The organism is Winogradskyella sp. PC-19 (assembly GCF_002163855.1).
GTDB lineage: Bacteria > Bacteroidota > Bacteroidia > Flavobacteriales > Flavobacteriaceae > Winogradskyella.
The window spans coordinates 2,895,151-2,914,607 of the sequence record NZ_CP019332.1 but is presented as its reverse complement, the minus strand read 5'-3'; the positions used below and the strand labels follow the sequence as shown (position 1 = coordinate 2,914,607).

Annotated in this window: 19 protein-coding genes; 8 read left to right on the top strand and 11 right to left on the bottom strand. The window is 33.4% G+C overall.

Annotation, left to right across the window (positions count from 1 at the left end; translation table 11 throughout):
* Positions 1-123: 123 nt before the first annotated feature.
* The 4 genes from BTO05_RS13590 to BTO05_RS13575 are packed head-to-tail and all read right to left on the bottom strand — an operon-like array spanning position 124 to position 3,443.
* Positions 124-987: a hydroxymethylglutaryl-CoA lyase gene (locus BTO05_RS13590; RefSeq protein ID WP_087493194.1), complete on the bottom strand. Its 864-nt coding sequence runs from the start codon at positions 985-987 to the stop codon at positions 124-126.
* 44 nt (positions 988-1,031) lie between these two features.
* A complete protein-coding gene (locus BTO05_RS13585) occupies positions 1,032-1,784 on the bottom strand; it encodes a hypothetical protein (protein WP_087493193.1) in 753 nt (250 codons plus the stop codon).
* Positions 1,785-1,788: 4 nt separating this feature from the next.
* Entirely contained in the window at positions 1,789-2,379 is a 591-nt protein-coding gene (locus tag BTO05_RS13580; RefSeq protein WP_087493192.1) for a LysE family translocator, read from the bottom strand.
* 29 nt (positions 2,380-2,408) lie between these two features.
* On the bottom strand, positions 2,409-3,443 hold the full coding sequence (locus BTO05_RS13575) for a quinone-dependent dihydroorotate dehydrogenase (RefSeq protein ID WP_087493191.1): 1,035 nt from the start codon (positions 3,441-3,443) through the stop codon (positions 2,409-2,411).
* Positions 3,444-3,556: 113 nt separating this feature from the next.
* On the opposite strand from BTO05_RS13575, the gene pepT reads away from it, so the two are divergent.
* The 4 genes from pepT (at position 3,557) to BTO05_RS13555 (ending at position 7,266) form a co-directional block, all read left to right on the top strand.
* The gene (gene pepT / locus BTO05_RS13570; RefSeq protein ID WP_087493190.1) at positions 3,557-4,801 is read left to right on the top strand and encodes a peptidase T; all 1,245 of its coding nucleotides are present in this window, start codon (positions 3,557-3,559) and stop codon (positions 4,799-4,801) included.
* 168 nt (positions 4,802-4,969) lie between these two features.
* On the top strand, positions 4,970-5,695 hold the full coding sequence (locus tag BTO05_RS13565) for a T9SS type A sorting domain-containing protein (protein ID WP_087493189.1): 726 nt from the start codon (positions 4,970-4,972) through the stop codon (positions 5,693-5,695).
* Between the two features lie 191 nt (positions 5,696-5,886).
* Positions 5,887-6,486 carry a YdeI/OmpD-associated family protein gene (locus BTO05_RS13560; protein ID WP_087493188.1) on the top strand — a complete coding sequence of 200 codons (600 nt, stop codon included), beginning with the start codon at positions 5,887-5,889 and terminating at the stop codon, positions 6,484-6,486.
* 63 nt (positions 6,487-6,549) lie between these two features.
* Positions 6,550-7,266: a class I SAM-dependent methyltransferase gene (locus tag BTO05_RS13555; RefSeq protein WP_087493187.1), complete on the top strand. Its 717-nt coding sequence runs from the start codon at positions 6,550-6,552 to the stop codon at positions 7,264-7,266.
* 49 nt (positions 7,267-7,315) lie between these two features.
* Here the strand turns inward: BTO05_RS13555 and yajC are convergent, their stop codons facing one another.
* From yajC to BTO05_RS13535, 4 genes are all read right to left on the bottom strand, one after another.
* On the bottom strand, positions 7,316-7,609 hold the full coding sequence (gene yajC, locus BTO05_RS13550) for a preprotein translocase subunit YajC (RefSeq protein WP_087493186.1): 294 nt from the start codon (positions 7,607-7,609) through the stop codon (positions 7,316-7,318).
* A 9-nt stretch (positions 7,610-7,618) separates the two neighbouring features.
* Entirely contained in the window at positions 7,619-8,173 is a 555-nt protein-coding gene (locus BTO05_RS13545; RefSeq protein ID WP_087493372.1) for a DUF1573 domain-containing protein, read from the bottom strand.
* A 125-nt stretch (positions 8,174-8,298) separates the two neighbouring features.
* Complete coding sequence (gene nusB / locus BTO05_RS13540) at positions 8,299-9,210, bottom strand: transcription antitermination factor NusB (protein WP_087493185.1); 912 nt, start codon at positions 9,208-9,210, stop codon at positions 8,299-8,301.
* Positions 9,211-9,335: 125 nt separating this feature from the next.
* Positions 9,336-10,439 (bottom strand): Glu/Leu/Phe/Val family dehydrogenase, encoded by a 1,104-nt coding sequence (locus BTO05_RS13535; RefSeq protein WP_087493371.1) that lies wholly within the window; start codon positions 10,437-10,439, stop codon positions 9,336-9,338.
* Positions 10,440-10,573: 134 nt separating this feature from the next.
* Between BTO05_RS13535 and BTO05_RS13530 the strand changes: the two genes are divergently transcribed.
* The 3 genes from BTO05_RS13530 (at position 10,574) to BTO05_RS13520 (ending at position 15,382) form a co-directional block, all read left to right on the top strand.
* Positions 10,574-12,328 carry an ABC transporter ATP-binding protein gene (locus BTO05_RS13530; protein ID WP_087493184.1) on the top strand — a complete coding sequence of 585 codons (1,755 nt, stop codon included), beginning with the start codon at positions 10,574-10,576 and terminating at the stop codon, positions 12,326-12,328.
* Between the two features lie 66 nt (positions 12,329-12,394).
* The gene (locus BTO05_RS13525) at positions 12,395-12,784 is read left to right on the top strand and encodes a PUR family DNA/RNA-binding protein (RefSeq protein ID WP_087493183.1); all 390 of its coding nucleotides are present in this window, start codon (positions 12,395-12,397) and stop codon (positions 12,782-12,784) included.
* A 93-nt stretch (positions 12,785-12,877) separates the two neighbouring features.
* Positions 12,878-15,382, top strand: a complete 2,505-nt coding sequence (locus BTO05_RS13520) for a M14 family zinc carboxypeptidase (protein WP_087493182.1) — start codon at positions 12,878-12,880, stop codon at positions 15,380-15,382.
* A 22-nt stretch (positions 15,383-15,404) separates the two neighbouring features.
* Here BTO05_RS13520 and BTO05_RS13515 read toward each other — a convergent pair whose 3' ends face one another.
* Positions 15,405-15,740 carry a tRNA-binding protein gene (locus tag BTO05_RS13515; RefSeq protein WP_087493181.1) on the bottom strand — a complete coding sequence of 112 codons (336 nt, stop codon included), beginning with the start codon at positions 15,738-15,740 and terminating at the stop codon, positions 15,405-15,407.
* A gap of 21 nt (positions 15,741-15,761) precedes the next feature.
* Here BTO05_RS13515 and BTO05_RS13510 point away from each other — a divergent pair, with 21 nt between their 5' ends.
* Complete coding sequence (locus BTO05_RS13510; RefSeq protein ID WP_087493180.1) at positions 15,762-16,316, top strand: thioredoxin family protein; 555 nt, start codon at positions 15,762-15,764, stop codon at positions 16,314-16,316.
* A 70-nt stretch (positions 16,317-16,386) separates the two neighbouring features.
* Here the strand turns inward: BTO05_RS13510 and BTO05_RS13505 are convergent, their stop codons facing one another.
* Positions 16,387-17,112 (bottom strand): energy transducer TonB, encoded by a 726-nt coding sequence (locus BTO05_RS13505; protein ID WP_087493179.1) that lies wholly within the window; start codon positions 17,110-17,112, stop codon positions 16,387-16,389.
* 90 nt (positions 17,113-17,202) lie between these two features.
* On the bottom strand, positions 17,203-19,374 hold the full coding sequence (locus tag BTO05_RS13500; RefSeq protein ID WP_087493178.1) for a TonB-dependent receptor: 2,172 nt from the start codon (positions 19,372-19,374) through the stop codon (positions 17,203-17,205).
* Positions 19,375-19,457 lie beyond the last annotated feature (83 nt).

Here is a 19,457-nt window from a genome sequence, read left to right as displayed (position 1 = left end):
CGAATGCAAATTTAATACGTATTTCTAATTACACAAAATTTATTTAGACTTATTTTAAATAAATTTATAAAACACTGTAATTGTGCATTTTAAAAGAAAGTGATAACGAAAGTACTTACACGATTAATGGTAAGTTTTGAAGATTTTACTAGCCTCATTATAAGCACTTTCAAAAGCCATAGCGCTTAAATCATGTGCTTTTTGTTGTGTGAAGTAAGACAACATTTTTTCGGTTGGCATATTACCAGTTAGTTCATCTTTTGCCATTGGACATCCACCAAAACCTTGTATAGCACCATCAAAACGACAACAGCCTGCTTTATAAGCAGCATCCACTTTCTCAAACCAAGTCGTTGGTGTGGTATGTAAGTGTGCACCAAACTCTATACTTGGGTATTTAGGAATTAAGTTAGAAAATAAATAGTTGATATTTTCAGGATTAGAACTACCAATGGTATCGCTCAAGGATAAAATCTTAACTCCCATATTGGCTAACTTTTCGGTCCATTCGCCTACAATATCGACATTCCATGGATCGCCATAAGGATTACCAAATCCCATAGAGATGTAAACCACCACTTCTTTATTGCTTTTATCTGCAATCTCTAAAATCTCTGAAAGCGTAACTACAGATTGCGCTATAGTTTTGTGCGTATTACGCATCTGGAAGTTTTCGGAAATAGAAAACGGAAAACCTAAATAATCAATTTCAGCATGTGTAGAAGCGTCATTTGCGCCTCTTGTATTTGCAATAATTGCTAAGAGCTTACTTGTAGTTTTACTTAAATCTAATTGTGCTAAAACTTCGGCAGTATCTACCATTTGGGGGATGGCTTTAGGAGATACAAAACTCCCAAAATCAATAGTATCAAAACCAACGCGCAATAACGACTGAATGTATTGTACCTTCTTCTCAGTAGGAATCCAATCTTTGATGCCTTGCATAGCATCTCTTGGACATTCGATAAGTTTTACGGGGTTTTTCATTAGTTCAAATATAAGGCTTACGAAAACGATTTCATAGTACGATATTAGAAGAATCTAAAAACCCATTCGCCTAAAAACCCAAACCAAATAAAGTAGCCTAAGAGTCCACCAATAAAGCCTGAAATAATAAAGCTAAAACGATATTTAATTGGTATTAGTCTAAAGATTACATATAGCGACAATACTAAACCTATAACTAACATAACACTTGGCAATAGCCATTGATTTAATCCTAATGTACTTGAAATTCCAAACTCATCTCCTGCAAAGTCTGTCTGATTGTAAAATAAAAAGGAAAACATCGCATTACAAAAATTAAAAACCTCACGAAGAATAAAGAGTGCTAAAAACACAGCAATCCAATCGAGTAGTTTGAAGTCATATCTTTTTCTGCGTTTATGTAATAAAATAACAAAACCAATTATTGATGTAAGTATAGTTTGTGCTGGTCCTCCAATGGTAACATACAAGCCACTATTGTTAATTTGCTCAGGATATTTTTTATCTAAATTTTTATTTAAAACTTCTACTTCATCTTTGACATTTTGAGAAAATTCCTCATACTCTAAATTTTTATTTCTTTTGTAAAGCTCTTCGAGCTTGATATAATCTGCATCTTGCATTATTCCTTTATGATAATAAGTCATACTATCATGATATAGTTCTGTTTCGTATCCATAGTATTTTGCTACAGCAATATGACCTAATTCATGTAACTGAGTACCAACAATTGTAAATACTACAAATGCAAATAGAATAATAAATGAGAATTTGGGTATAAACTTAAACCTTAGCATAAAACTAAAGTAAAATAAAAATCGCTATTCCAATAAAAACAACAATCTGCAACCATTTAAAAATCGTACCTGAGTTTTTATGACTCAATGTGTACTCTTTGATAAAACTCGCCATAAGAGCTATAGAAGAAAAAATAAAAAACGAAACCAGAATAAATAATCCACCTAAAACATAAAACTGAATTACAGTACTTAAAGTTTCACTAAACAAAAAAGATGGAAAAAATGCCAAGAAGAAGATTGTCACTTTAGGATTTAGTACGTTCATAAAAAAACCTTGAATAAACAGTTGCTTGTGGTTTTTCCTCTCATTACTTACAGTATTTATGTAGATTTTACTATCAGACTTATAAACCTTGTATGCAAGATACAGTAAGTATACAGCGCCTAATATCTTGATTCCCAGAAATAAGTCTTCATTCGCTTTAATTATTGCAGAGACACCAAAAGCTAATAACGTTGTATGAACAATACAACCTGTCATCAACCCAGTAACGGTTGCTAATGCATGAGATTTACTATTCGTAAGACTTTGTACTAAAACATAAATATTATCTGGACCTGGCGAAATAGCCAAAGCTGCTGTAGCGGACATGAATAAAAATAGCGTGTCCCAATTCAAAATTACGAATGTTTTAAAATAGCCTTATTTATAGACTTAATTAAGCTTGGTCCTTCGTAAATAAATCCTGTATAGATTTGTACCAAGTCGGCGCCAGCATCTATTTTTTCAAGAGCGTCTTCTGCAGAATGAATACCACCTACGCCTATTATAGGAAAAGCCTTGTTACTCTTATCTGCTAAATATTTAATGACACGTGTAGACTTCGCTTTAATGGGTTGACCGCTTAATCCGCCATTACCAATTTCTGTTAGTCGCTCATCTGAAGTTTTTAAATCATTTCGGTCTGTTGATGTATTGCTAGCTATAACACCATCGAGATTTGTTTCATTTACTAAATCCACGATTTCGTCTAGTTGGCCATCGTTTAAGTCTGGCGCAATTTTGAGTAGTATCGGTTTTTGGGTATCAAAATTGGTGTTTGCTTTTTGTACCGAGCCAATCAATTCTAATAAATAATCTTTATCATTAAGCTTAGCATGACTTCCAACATTAGGACAGCTTACATTCAATACAAAGTAATCAACGTATGGATGCAATGCATTAAAACATTCTAGATAATCTTTGGTATAATCTTCGGGATTGGTTTGGGTGTTTTTACCAATATTTCCGCCGATAATGAGTTTACCTTTATTCTTCTTCAACTGTTCTATTGCAGCTTCAAGACCTTCGTTATTAAAGCCCATACGGTTTATGATGCCTTTGTCTTCTTTAAGTCGAAATAAACGTTGTTTTGGATTTCCTACTTGACCTTTTGGTGTAACCGTTCCTATTTCTATAAATCCAAAACCAAAGTTTGCCAATTCGTTATACAGCACTGCATTTTTGTCAAAACCAGCAGCTAAACCAACAGGGTTTTTAAATTTAAGTCCAAAGAGTTCTCGCTCCAAACGCTGGTCTTCTATTACATACAGACTTCTGAACAATCTTTTTACACCTGGAATCCTAGATAAGTTTCTAATTAAATCAAATGTGAAATAATGTACCTTTTCTGGGTCAAACTTAAAAAGTATTGGGCGAATTATAGACTTGTACATGCGTTGAGTTTTGCAGTGCAAAAATACATCAATTAATAGCAAATAAAAAGAAACCAAATCTGCACTTGCGACTTCGTTATTCGTTCTCTATTTTTGAAGAAAAGCAATTCAAAATGATAAATAAACAAAACCTCATAGATCGTTTTATAAGTTACGTTACCATAGATACAGAATCTGACCCAAACTCAGACACCACACCAAGTACAGCAAAACAGTGGGATTTGGCAAACAAGCTTGCCGATGAGCTTAAAGAGATGGGCATGAGTGATGTATCCATAGACGATAACGCATACATCATGGCAACCTTACCAAGTAATGTAGACCATGATGTACCTGTGATTGGTTTTATTTCTCACTTTGATACCACACCAGATTATACTGGTGCTAATGTAAAACCGCAACTCGTAGAAAATTACCAAGGACAAGATTTGGTTTTAAATGCTGAAGAAAACATTGTACTGTCTCCAGATTATTTTGAAGACCTTTTACTCTACAAAGGACAAACCTTAATCACTACTGATGGCACAACGCTTTTAGGCGCTGATGATAAAGCCGGAATTACTGAGATTATGGAAGCGATGAAACACCTTATCAATAATCCAGATATTAAACACGGTACTATTAAAGTTGGTTTTACACCAGACGAAGAAATTGGTCGTGGCGCACATAAATTTGATATCAAAAAGTTTGGTGCGGATTGGGCATACACGATGGACGGCAGCCAAATTGGCGAATTAGAATACGAAAATTTTAATGCGGCTGGTGCTGTTGTTAAAGTCAACGGAAAGATTGTACATCCAGGCTATGCTAAAGGCAAAATGGTAAATAGCATGTATTATGCTAACGAATTTATGAATGCTTTACCAAAAGACGAAACACCAGAACATACTGAAGATTATGAAGGTTTCTTTCATTTATATGCGGTTAATGGCAAAGTAGAATCTACCAAACTAGAATATATTATTAGAGACCACAATAAAGACAAGTTTGAAGCTCGTAAAACGCTGATGCAAAAAATAGTGACTAACCTCAATGATAAATATGGCAAGCCAGTTTTTGAAATAAACATCAAAGACCAATACTACAATATGAAAGAAAAGGTAACACCAGTAATGCACATTGTAGATATTGCTGAAGAAGCTATGAAAGCTTTAGGTATAAAACCACTTATAAAACCTATTCGTGGCGGAACTGATGGCTCACAGTTATCGTATATGGGTTTACCGTGTCCAAACATATTTGCTGGTGGTCATAACTTCCATGGACGTTATGAATATGTGCCTGTTGAGAGCATGATTAAAGCGACAGAAGTGATTTGTATGATTGCGGAGTTGACAGCGGTAAAACAAAAAAGCTAAGTACTTTATAAAATTAACATTACAAATTAAAATAAACAACTTCATTATAAAGCAATAAAGCCAATTAATTTTAGTGTTTTAAAGAATTAAAAAAAACTTTCACCACTATAAATTTGCAAAATCACAAAATTCTATAAATATTTACCTACTCAGTTTTAAAAAAATATCATGACTAAAAAAACTACAATTCTTTTTATTCTATTATTCTGTTTATTAAACATTTCTTATGCTCAAACAATATTTGATTGGGACAACCCCAATCCGGTTGATAACGGAAACACTGTAACCCAAACTAAGGATGGTATTCTTACCACCTTCATTGGAGATACCTTTACTCTATTTGAAGACATAGGCGGAACAGGTGGTTCGAGTGGAAACGTAGTACGGACAGGTAATGAGGTTTCATTAATCACCTTTACATTTGACCAAGCAATAAATATAGTTTCTATTTTGGCATTAGATGGCAGTTCTGGAACCCCTGCAAATACATTTACTTTTACACCCTCAGGAGGTACCAATTCAGTAGTTGTTGCAAATATTGCTGGAGATGCTGTTTCTGTTGAATTAAATTGGACTGGAGTGAACTCTTTTACAGTAGAAACAGATGTCGATGTTATATTAGCATTTGACAATTTAATAGTTCAAAACTTCCCTTTACAAACAGATGATTTTAAAGTTGAAAATATTTTGGTTTATCCCAATCCAGTTAATAATTATTTAACATTAAAAAATGTAGAAAATATCGAAGAATCCTCTATTTACAATAGTTTAGGTCAATTCATTTTAAGTACAAAAGAAACATTAATCGACCTAAGTAAATTGACTAATGGTATTTATTATTTGAAGATTCGAACGCAAAATGGGACTGAAATTAAAAAAATAATAAAAAAATAATACATTACTACATTGGCAAAAAGTAATTGTTAGTTCTCAACTACTACTGTAAATTGCTCACTCCAGTTCGCTAAAATCGTCTCTCGCATATTTTTCAGCTTGGTGTGTACTTGCTGAGTTAAGTACTAACCCACACAAATACAAATAGAGGATAAAAACTAAAAAATTCTTCGTTTTTCAAAAACTATCAAATGAAAAAAGTCAACTCCGTCGAAGAATACATAAAAACCAATAATCATTGGCAAAAAGAACTTGAATTTTTGCGATCACTTGTTTTAAAAACTGAGCTTAATGAAGCTATAAAATGGTCTGCTCCAGTTTACGAACTACATGGCAAAAATGTATTGGGTTTGGGTGCTTTTAAAAATCATTTTTGCATTTGGTTTTTTAATGGTGTGTTTCTCAAAGACAAGCAAAATATTTTAGTCAATGCTCAAGAAAACAAGACCAAAGGTTTACGTCAAATGCGCTTTAATGCTTTTGATGAGGTTAATACAGTTTTGGTCTTAGCCTACGTCAAAGAAGCCATAGAAAACCAACGTGCTGGCAAAGAAATAAAAGTTGTTCGTAAAGGCAAAACAGTAGTCATCCCACAAGAGTTAAAAACTGTCCTAAACGACGACCAAGATCTACAATTAGCCTTTAGCGCATTAACTCCAGGAAAACAAAGAGAATATTGCGAATACATTTCATCTGCAAAACGCGAGGCAACAAAGATATCGCGTTTAGAAAAAATAATACCTATGATTCTTAATGGTGTTGGACTTAATGATAAGTATAAAAATTGCTAAATCTTAGTTAAGCCAAACCAACGCTTCTCTTCTATTCCATAACTTTACTTAAAAATTAGAGTTATGCAATTTTCTAAAGTTATTATACTTGCCGTATTATGTTTTGGATTCCATACAACTTACAGTCAAACTAAAACTACATCCGAAACCTACACATATAAATCTGGTGATTACAGCGGCATCGGCAAATGGTACATGGGTAGAGAAATTGCATATATCATGGGCTATCAAGGTATCGGTTGGCTAGAGCGTCCAGAACGTGAAGCAGAAGAAAACACAACAAAGCTTATTAATAATTTAGACATAAAACCGTCTGATGTTATTGCAGACATTGGTGCTGGCTCTGGCTACCATGTTTTTAAAATGGCACCTTTAGCAAAGAATGGAAGTGTTTATGCTGTTGATATTCAGAAGGAAATGCTAATGGCTATTGAGCTTGAAAATAAAACCAAGAAGCTAAGCAACATTAAGCTTATTGAAGGTGCTGAACAGACCTCCAACTTACCAGAAAATACAATAGATAAAATCCTAATGGTTGATGTCTATCACGAGTTTAACTTTCCTGTTGAAATGCTAGATTCTATGAAAAAAGCCTTAAAAAAAGATGGTAAAATATATCTTATTGAATACCGTGGCGAAGATGATAACGTACCGATGAAAAGGCTGCATAAAATGACAGAGAAACAGGCCGTAAAGGAATTTGAAGCATCAGGTTTTAAGCTACTAAAAAACATATCTAATTTACCTTGGCAACATTGCATGGTATTTATTAAACAATAAAAAAGCGTCACTCTATCGAGTGACGCTTTTTTATATATAACTACCAATACTATTTCTTAGCTACTGGCGCGTTTAATTTGCTACTCATTTCCATTGAGATTGCAGAACGGTCAAACTTAATTTTCCCTGCCGATGTTTCGATAACACAACTGTTGTCTTTATCGTTTAATTCTGCAACTTTACCATGCATGCCGCTTTTAGTAATTACTTTATCACCACGCTTTAATGCAGCTGCAAATGCTTTCTCTTTTTTAGCGCGTTTCATTTGTGGTGCAATCATAAAGAAATACACTACAGCAAACATTGCTATAAATGGTAAAAATGAACCTATACCTTCTCCCATGAAATCTTATTAATCGTGGTTATGACCTTCGTGACCTGGCTGAGTACTAGACTTTTTTGGCTGAGCTTGTAATAAAGACTGTGGCGATGTGCTAGCAGTAGCTGGCATTTTTGCGTTAGGGTCTTTTTCTACAAAAGCAGTAATCTTTACTTGCTCGTTTCCTTTTGCAGTGTTAGTAGTCATAGTAATAGCTTTAGTAACTTTGTTACCATTTCCTTTACCATTAAACTTTACTGCAAACTCTCCTGTTTCTCCTGGAGCTACTTGTTTTGTATAGTTAGATGGTACAGTACAACCACAAGTACTTTTTACATTACTAACAACTAACATAGAGTTACCAGTGTTTGTGTACTTAAACACTGTTTCAACAGGTGTTCCGTTTTCGATAGTACCGAAATCGTGTGTTTCCTTATTGAATTTAATCATTGGTAAGTTTCCTGCGTTAGCATCACGCTCTGCTGCAAGTGCAACATTATCAGAATTTACCTTACTTGTTGCGTCATCTTTACAAGACGTAAAGGCTATCATGCACAATGCACTAAGACCTAAAATAACTTTTTTCATTGCTGTATTTTTAAAATTAATTTTAAATAGTAATAAATCTATCGCCAAATGTAATAATAATTTTATCCAATTAAAACTTTTAATACACTGTTAACAGATAGAAAACTATGATTTTTAAAGGGGTTTTACATTAATCCACGTCCAATTTTGTTGTGTACATTATTTTCTTTGTACTCTTTTACTATCTTATCCAAAATACCATTAATAAACACACTACTCTTTGGTGTAGAATATTCTTTGGCGATTTCTAAATACTCGTTAATCGTAACTTTTACAGGTATAGAAGGAAATTTTTGAAATTCGCACAATGCCATTTGCAACAAAACACCATCTAAGCTTGCCAATCTATCAGCATCCCAATTGGTAGTTTTTGCAGCTATTTCTTCGACAAACTTTGTTCTATTTAGTAAAGTTTTGTAAAGCAAATCTTTGGCAAAAACCCTGTCATCCTCATCTTTATATAATTCCGGTATCAGAAATGTTTCGGGTTTTGTTAACTTTAGTTTTGTGAATGTTTTTACAATTGCAGTATTAATTACTGGTAAATCGTCTACCCATGTGATTTGTTGGTCTTCAAAATAATCGTAAAGTTTATCGTTTGGCGCAATAATCTCAGTGTAGATATCTATGATAAAATCTTTATCCTCTTTTAAGTCAGAAGGACCTTTTGCCATGTAATTTTTATACAAATCACTTTCTAAAACGGCTTTATAAATGACATCGACATACTCGAAGTCTAAATCCCAAAAGTTCAGTTTACGCTTTTCTATAACTTCTTTTAACATTGTATTAGAACTTACAAACTGCAATACTGCATTATCGGCAAACTTTCGGTTTGGATTAATATCTTCTTTAGTAGCAAGAAGTTTTTTTTGAGATAGTTCTAGTTTAGAATTGGCTTTCTTTTGTAACTCAATAAGCAAGGCTAACATAGAGAAATACAAGTCAGACATTTTGTCTATACTTTGAAAAAGGAATCTTTCGTCTTTTTTGAAATCATCACTTTCTGTGCCTTTAAATGCAAATAAAGATTGCATAACTTTAATACGAATGTGTCGTCTATTGAGCATATGTAAAGAACTTATTTTTTAAATCATTAAAAAGGGTGAAACTAGTTTCAGTTTCACCCTGCAAAAATAGTATTTCTTACTATTCTAAAAAATTATTTCGCGTTTTCTCTTCTTCTAGTTTCGATACGCTCTTTTGCTATATTTAATGCAGCGTTATGAGTTGTTAGATTATTAACTTTGGCATTATCTAAAATTTCTAAAGTTGTATTGTAAATATTTTCGGTTTTACGCATTATCTCTGCTCTGTCATAGTTTTCTAACTCGGCATAAACATTAATAATACCGCCAGCATTGATTAAAAAGTCTGGAGCATAGACGATACCTCTTTCTTGTAGCATTTTACCGTGCTTTATTTCGTCTGCTAATTGGTTATTAGCTGCGCCAGCAATTATATCTGCCTTAATTTTATAGATGGTATCATCATTAATGGTAGCTCCTAAAGCACATGGTGCATAAATATCCATGTGTTCTGAATAAATATCGTTACCACCATAAATAGTAGCTCCATATTTAGTTTTTATTTCTTCTAAACGCTCTTGACTAATATCAGAGATCGTTACATTGGCACCTTCATTTACTAAATGTTCTACCAAAGCTTCACCTACATTTCCGATACCTTGAACAAATACGTTTTTATCTTCTAAAATATCTGAACCGTACTTAAATTGGGCAGCAGCTTTCATCCCCATGAAAACGCCATATGCTGTAATTGGCGAAGGATTACCTGCACCACCTTTACTTTCAGAAATACCAGTTACAAAAGGTGTTACTTCTCTAACTGTATCCATATCACCAGTTGTCATACCTACATCTTCTGCAGTTATATACCTTCCGCTTAAAGAATGAACAAATTCACCAAAGCGACGCATTAATTCTGGCGTTTTTTGTGTTTTGGCGTCACCAATAATAACGGCTTTTCCTCCACCAAGATTTAAACCTGTAATGGCAGACTTAAAAGTCATACCTCTAGACAAACGTAAAACATCGTTTAATGCATCCCATTCACTATTATATTGCCACATTCTAGTACCGCCAAGTGCAGGTCCTAAAACTGTATTATGTATTCCTATTATTGCTTTTAAACCAGTATCTTTGTCGTTGCAAAAAACAATTTGCTCGTGGTCATCAAATGACATTTGCCCAAAAACTGGATCAGCTTTTTTTAGGTCTTTTGAGTCAATAACGTCTGTTGTCATGAGTATTTTTTGATTTAGCGCTGTTGCATTATATTTAAAAACAGCATGCAAAAATATATTATTATTGAAGCATTAGCAAAATATTAACTGAAAAATAAGATTATAACAATAGCTTTGTTTTCTTTTACTTTTTAATGAAAGCCTTAAAACATCTTAATAAATACTTCTACAAATACCGCTACAGATTAATTGTTGGTGTTTTTATAACAATAGTAGCTAAGATATTTGCATTATTTACACCTCGACTTATAGGTAAGTCTATTAATATTTTAGAAAAATATTTAGAAGGTACAATTGAAATCGCAACTGCAAAAAGCGACTTACTCGAAACTGGACTATATATTGTTGGAGCTGCACTTATTGCTGGTCTATTTACATTTTTAATGCGACAAACCATTATCAATGTTTCGCGTTATATAGAGTTTGACCTTAAAAATGAAGTTTACAAACATTATCAAGTATTATCATTAAGTTTTTATAAATCAAATCGCACTGGTGATTTAATGAATCGTATAAGTGAAGATGTAGGTAAAGTACGTATGTACGCTGGACCAGCTATTATGTATACTATAAACACAGTGACTTTATTTACTGTGGCTTTGACACAAATGATTAGCACTGCACCAAAACTTACCTTATACACAATGCTCCCATTGCCTGTATTATCATTTATAATCTATAAACTTAGCCGTTTAATTAACCAACGTAGTAAAATTGTACAAGAATCCTTATCTGGATTGTCGTCATTTACTCAAGAACAATTTAGCGGTATTTCGGTTATTAAATCCTATACGATAGAACCAAGTGTAAATACTGAATTTGAGACACTTTCCGTAGAAAATAGGCAAAAACAAATCGACTTAGCTAAGGTTCAAGCTTTCTTTTTTCCCTTAATGATATTGTTAATTGGCGTCAGTAACCTATTAGTTATTTACATAGGCGGAAAACAATACATTAATGGAGAAATTGAAAATATTGGGACAATAGCCGAGTTTATTATCTATGTTAACATGCTGACATGGCCAGTTGCTACCGTTGGTTGGGTAACCTCAATTGTTCAACAAGCAGAGGCATCGCAAAAACGTATAAATGAGTTTCTAGAAACTGAACCAGAAATAAAAAATAATACCCAAAATCCAACAGATATTGAAGGTTCTATTGAATTTAAAAATGTAACCTTCACTTATCCAGACACAAATATTACAGCTTTAAAAGACGTTAGCTTCAAAGTTAAATCTGGTGAGAAGCTAGCTATTCTAGGTATGACAGGTGCAGGAAAATCAACAATATTAGACCTAATAGGACGATTATACGATACTCAACAAGGTTCAATATTAATAGATGCTAAACAAATTAGAGACATTAACCTTTACAGTTTGAGAGAAAGTACAGGTTACGTACCTCAAGATGCTTTTTTATTTTCTGATTCTATAAAAAACAATATTAAGTTTGGTAAGGAAGATGCTACTGAATACGAAGTCATTGAAGCTGCAAAAAATGCCAAAGTTCATAAAAACATTGTAGGCTTTAAAAATGGTTATGATACCGTTTTAGGAGAGAGAGGAATTACGCTTTCTGGTGGACAAAAACAACGTGTTTCTATAGCTAGAGCCATTATAAAATCGCCGGAGATTTTACTTTTTGACGACTGTCTTTCGGCAGTGGATACGGAGACTGAAGAAAAAATTCTAAAAAACCTAGAACGTATCTCAAAAAACAAAACGACTATTATTGTTAGTCATCGTATATCTTCAGCCAAAAATGCTGATAAAATTATTGTCTTAGATGATGGTAAAATAATTCAGTCAGGAACACACCAAACACTCAAGAAAACAGAAGGTTATTATCAAGACCTATATCGTAAACAACGCTCAGAAAAAGAAATGTAATTATTTGTTGGTTACTATTCTTTTTTTTTAGATTTTTGGATTGAATTTAAAACTCTAACCTAAATTATGGGCGATTACGAAATGATGGATAAAGAAGAAATATACTCTAAAGTATTACGTGCTGGACGTAGGACTTACTTCTTTGATGTGCGAGCGACGAAAGCAGGCGATTATTACTTAACCATTACAGAAAGTAAAAAATTTACAAATGATGATGGTTCTTTTCATTATAAAAAACACAAAATCTACCTTTACAAAGAAGACTTTACTGAATTTAGAGAGATTTTAGGCGATATGACAGACTATATAGTTAACGAAAAAGGAACTGAAGTCATCAGTGAACGCCATCAAAAAGATTACAAAAGAGAAGATAATGAGTTTGTAGCTAAAGAAGCAAAAACTCCTGAAGACACCTCTACAGATAGCTTTACAGATATTAGCTTTGATGATATCTAAAAATAAGCTTGTTAAATAGTATTAAAAACCGTTACCTCTGTAACGGTTTTTTTTATTTTTATAACTTTAAGACAACTAATCAAACTAACACATATGCGTCGCATCCTATTACTTGTATTTACTATAGTTTCTACAACCTTATTTGCTCAAGAAAAAGTTGATTTATCTTATTATTTACCTCAAGGTGTAACTTACAATTCTGAGATTCCAACACCCAAGAGTATAATCGGTCACGAAGTTGGCGAATGGCACATTACCCACGATAAGCTTGTGCAGTATATGCAAGCATTGGCTGAAGTTTCGGATAGAATAACTATTGAAAACAGAGGTAAAACATTTGAAGACAGACCGCTTTTGTTATTAAAAATCACATCTCCCAAAAATCATACAAATCTTGAAAGCATAAAACAAGCTCATATAAATGCCACGACATCTGATAATGCAAATTCAGATAGACCAATAGTTGTGTACCAAGGATTTTCTATCCATGGTAATGAGCCAAGTGGTTCTAATGCAGCTTTAGCAGTTGCTTATTATTTAGCTGCTGCTCAAGGCGAAAAGATTAATAATATCCTTGATAATACGGTAATTCTATTTGACCCGTCTTTTAATCCAGATGGCTTACAACGTTTTGCCTATTGGGCAAATACAAACAGAAGTCAGAACTTAAATCCTGACCCAAATGATAGAGAATACAGTGAGATTTGGCCTGGCGGTCGCACAAACCACTATTGGTTTGATATGAATAGAGATTGGCTTCCTGTTCAGCTTCCAGAGTCTCGTGCTCGCATTAAAACTTTTCATGATTGGATGCCAAATATCTTAACCGACCATCATGAAATGGGAACAAATTCTAGTTTTTTCTTTCAGCCTGGAATTCCGTCACGTACACATCCATTGACTCCTAAATTAAATCAAGCACTAACAAAAGAAATTGCAACTTATCACGCCAAAGCTTTGGATAAGATTGGCTCTTTATATTACTCAGAAGAAAGTTTTGATGATTTCTATTACGGAAAAGGTTCAACCTTTCCGGATATTAATGGAGGCATTGGAATTTTATTTGAGCAAGCGAGCTCGCGTGGACATATTCAAGAAAGTGTAAATGGATTACTAACATTTCCTTTTACGATTAGAAATCAATTTACAGCAGCACTTTCAACCTTAGATGCTGCTAACAGTATGCGCTCTGATATTTTACAATACCAGTCAGACTTCTTTAAAAATGCACGAAATGAAGCTAAAAAAGAAGGTAACGACGCTATTGTTTTTGGTGATGAAAAAGATGCAGCGCGCACCTATCATATGGCTGAAATTTTAAAGCGTCATAATATTAGATTTCATGATATAGACTCGGATTTTGAAGTCGATGGAAAACGTTTCAAAAAAGGTTATAGCTATGTTGTTCCAAAAAATCAAAACAATACGCGATTGATTAATGCCATGTTCGAAAAGCGCATAAAATTTCAAGACAGTTTATTTTATGATATTTCTGCTTGGTCTTTTCCTCTAGCCTTTAATCTAGATTATGCAAAAACCTCAACTAGCAAAGCTGGCGCTGTAGTATCTGATTTAAAACTCAAAACAGGCGGTACTTCTTCAAAAAGTAACTATGCTTATCTGACTGAATGGAATGAATATTACACACCAAAATTCTTATACGCACTTTTACAAAAAGGCATCAGAGCCAAAGTTAGTCAGAAACAGTTCAGAGCAAACGGAAAATCTTATGACTACGGGACATTAATGATACCTGTACAAAATCAAAAAATATCTGAAGCTGAATTATATACAACATTGAATAAACTAGCTAAAGAAAGTCACCTAAATCTTGACGCAGTCTCAACAGGATTAAATGATGGTATTGATTTAGGTAGTAATAACTTTAGGTCATTAGAATCACCAAAAATAGCTTTACTTGTAGGTGACGGCATGACGTCTTATGATGCAGGAGAAATATGGCACTTACTAGACACGCGCTATGATATACATGTAACCAAACTGGATACTAAAAACTTTTCGAGAGCAGATATTAGTCGTTACAATACTATAATAATGGTTAATGGTTCTGGTCTTAATGAAGGTAATACCAAAAAACTACAATCTTGGATTAGAAATGGCGGAACACTTATTGGTTACCGTCGTGCCTTAAACTATATAAACTCTAAAAAACTTCTTAAGCTGGAGTTTAAAATACCAAAAATTGTTGCCAAAAATATATCACGTGAGCAAGCAAGTGACTTTAGAGGTGCGCAAGTTATTGGTGGTGCTATTTTTGAAGCAAAACTCGATCGTTCTCATCCAATAAACTTTGGTTACAAAAACAATACGCTACCGATGTTTAGAAACACAACGTTGTTTGTAAAACCAGACAAGAATAGTTATAATAATCCGATACAGTACACCGAAAACCCTTTATTAAGTGGATATATCTCTAAACAGAACTTAGACAGTATTTCGAAAACAGTGCCTTTAAAAATAGGTAATTATGGTCGCGGAACTATTGTCGCTTTCACAGACAACACCAACTTTAGAGCATTTTGGTATGGTACTAATAGACTGTTAATAAACGCTATATTTTTTAGAGAGGATTTGTAGTTTTTTCCATGTTTGGTAAACTTTAATTTACAGCATTCCCATTTATAACTTTAGTTTCAGGATGCAAAAGGTATACGTCATTTTCTTTTACAGCGCCCATTACCAAACATTCGCTCATAAACTTGGCGATTTGCTTTTTTGGCAAATTTACAACCGCTACAATTTGACGGTTCTGTAAATCTGATTTACTGTAAAGTGTAGTTATTTGAGCAGAAGACTTTTTGATACCTAAGTCTCCAAAGTCAATTGTTAATTGATAAGCTGGGTTTCTGGCATCAGGGAAATCATTAACTTCAATTATTGTACCGACACGCAAATCTATTTTTGTAAAATCTTTAAATGTTATTATCTTTTCCATATCCTTAAAATTAATAAAAAAATGGCATTAACACCTTCAAACATGTTACCGTTGGGTACAAAAGCTCCAGATTTTAAACTTATTGACACCATAGATAATGTTTCAAAATCTCTTGATGAGTTAAGTGGTACTGCAGGAACGTTGGTCATGTTTATTTGTAACCACTGCCCTTTTGTGATTCATGTAAACTTGCAATTGGTGCAACTTGCAAATGATTATTCTGAAAAAGGGATTAATTGCATTGCAATTTCTAGTAATGATGTAAATAATTATCCTCAAGATGGCCCAGAATTAATGAAACAAAATGCCATAAATAACAACTATCCTTTCTCCTATTTATATGATGAAACCCAAATGGTAGCTAAAGCTTACGACGCCGCATGTACGCCAGATTTCTTTTTGTTTGATCATAATCTAGAACTTGTTTACACTGGACAATTAGATAATTCTAGACCTGGAAACGGTATTCCAGTTACTGGAGAAGACATACGTAATGCTATGAATGCTTTAGTTGAAAACAAATCTATAAGTACAAATCAAAAACCAAGTATGGGTTGTAATATTAAATGGAAGTAAAAAATCACGTTAATATCAACCAATCAAATTGAATATTAACGAGATTAACTATTGTAACCAACCAATATTTTTAGTTTCCTTGTAACTTAAAGTTAATAGGAATACTGTAAGGTACACCAACATTTCTGTCTCTTTGTTTACCAGGTATCATTTTTGGTAAAATACTAATGATACGCTCAGCTTCAGTTTCTAGAGATTTGTCTGGTCCTCGACTTTTTATTTTCGTAATATTTCCGTTTTTATCAATTAAGAAGAACACAAATACACGGCCTGTAATTCCTAATTCTTCAGCAACTTCAGGATATTTAAAATTCTTCTGTAAGTGCTCATTCATTTTTTGCTGAAAACAAGCTTTCAATTGTTCATTATTACCTTTACATCCAGGGAATACTGGTATACGTTCAATAACAGCAAATGGCACCTCGATATCCTCTTCAACCTCTTCTACGCTTACATCTTCTACTTCTACAACAGCCTCGATAATATCATCTTGTCCAATCTCGGTACTTTCGACTATAGTTTCTTCGATATCAACCACATCCTCTACAACTTGTATAGCTTGTGTCACTACAGATTTTGGTGGCGGTGGCGGTGGCGTTATTTCAATATTTGTTATAGGAATATCCTCTTCTAACTGCTCATTAAGCATTAGTATATCTGCCTCTGTTAAGTTAGTATCATAGGTTTTGTACTCAAAACCAAAATACGTTAATAACAACATTATGTTTAGTCCTACAGCAAAGAATAAGCTGCTGTTTCTTCCAACATCTGCGTTTGGGTTCTTTTTTACTTCCATGATTTCTATAATTTGATACTATAAAGCTAAAAGTTATAGTTCTCAAAAAATATGATATTTGTCATGTGGCAAAATTGAGCTCAATGAAAATTACAAATTATCAAGCTGATTATCAGTCTTATTCTCACTTATTGTCCAAAAGAATCCTACAAAGAAAAACTGGTCAGCAGCTGGCGTTAACGCGCGTCTACTAAAATTTCCGCTTGGGTTTTGTGTGTTTGAATATTGATAACCATTAATGTTTTTAAAGCCAAAAACATTGTTTACAGAAAAGTATAAAATTTTCTGTTGACTTATCAAATATGCCCAATTAAAACTAACACTATTAAAACTTTTGGTACGCTCACCTAAAAATTGATTGGTATTTGGGTCTGTGTATGGACGACCAGAAGCATGCACATAATCTAAACCTATTTGACTCTTTAAACCCTCTACCCAATACTTACCAACCACTGAAAAATTATGCTTACTTGCAAAATTTGGCTGTGCTGCGTTCAAAAAATTACGATGGTCACGTTGCGTATCTAAAAGCGAATAACTAACCCAGTAATCTAAGTTCTTGATGCTTGTATTATCTCTCCAAAAAACATCTAATCCTTGAGCATAACCGCTACCATTTGAATTAAAGTTACTATCAAACTGTTCGAGTTGAGTATCAAATTTGACTAAGTTCTCATAATTTTTACGGTATAGCTCTGCTCTAAAAATACGACCATCATTGACATACTGGTAATTAAAAATATAATGCGATGTCATTTGTGGTTCTAAATCTTGAGTGAATTTTAGAGCACCAGCATTTGGATTCTGATAAAAGTTACCATATGCTAAGGATAATTGCGAGTTGTCAGATACTTTATAAGCTACAGCTGCTCTTGGAGCTATATTTAAACTTTCGAAGATTGAACTATAATCTGCACGTAATCCGACCTTAAGGGCTAAATCTTTTGAGAACACCAAATCTGCTTCTGCAAATCCAGCAGTAATATTATTATTAAATCCGTAGGATTCATTAAATGATGGGTTAGAAAAATCTTCAGTAAAGTCTGTTAAAAATTGTTCTACACCAAAATTTAATTTAAATCGGCTATTGAAACGTTTTTTTAATTTCAACTTGGCATGAAAAGAGTTTTCTTTATCATCAATGTCATTGACTTCTACTCCAATTTTATTTCTTGCATGCGTGTAACTTAATCCTGTAGTTATACTCCAATTATTTTCTAAAATGCCTTTATAAGATGCATTTGTATAAAAATTACTGTTCTTTAATTTGAATTGTAAGCCATCAGCCTCATTAATATCCTCTTGAGTTAGCTCAAAATTTGTTGTGTCAAAAGCTGCATAAAACTTTAAATTTCCATTCGTGAATTTTCTTCTAAAAACAGTTTCACCTGACAAGCCCTCAAAAGGTTTTTCCCAATCGTTTCGGTCAGAATATACTGCCAAGTATGGTGCTAAATTTATATAAGACGCATTGACACTAACCGAAGACTTCTCCCATTTTTGAGTATTTCCCAAAGTAGCTCCTACAGTCATTACTCCTATTTCTGTTTTTTCTTGATCTGGCTCATCAATAGTATTTAATAAAAGTACACTTGATAAGGCCTGTCCATATTCGGCAGAATATCCACCTGTAGAAAATGTAATGCCATCAAACAAAAAGGGCGAATAACGACCGCGTGTTGGTAAATTGTTTGTAGTTGGTGTGTATGGCGTAAAGACTCTGATACCATCGATAAAAATCTGAGTTTCGTTTGCATCACCTCCACGAACAAACAATCGTCCATCTTCGGCATTATTAGAAGTACCAGGTAACGTCTGTAATGCACCAACAAAATCTCCTAGTGCACTAGCTGTAGTTACAACGTCCAAAGGTTTTAAAACTGAAACCTTACTATTATCATTAGCTTCAAAAGTTCCTGCGGACAAAACTACCGTATCTAAGGTATTGACATCTTCACGAAGTTTGATTTCTAACTTATTTAAAAGAGACACATCTAAGCTTAGGGTTTTTGTTTCGTAAGATAGAAATGAGACGACTAAAGCTTGGACTCCACTTTCTTCAGTTTCAAAAGAAAACGTACCATCTTCTATTGTAGTTGCTCCATCATAAGTACCATCGAGATACACGTTAGCTCCAGCTATAGGATTTCCTTTAGTGTCAATAACTTTTCCTGAGATTGTTGTTTGGGCTAATGCAAAAAAGCTAAAAGTTAAAAAGAGAAAGGTGATTAATTGTGTTCGTTTTTTGATTGATGAATTCATTTTTTGATGATTTACTGTTCATTTTGATTGATGAAGCAAACATCTTCACTTTTTTATGTTTACAGAATTATTAATTACCGAAC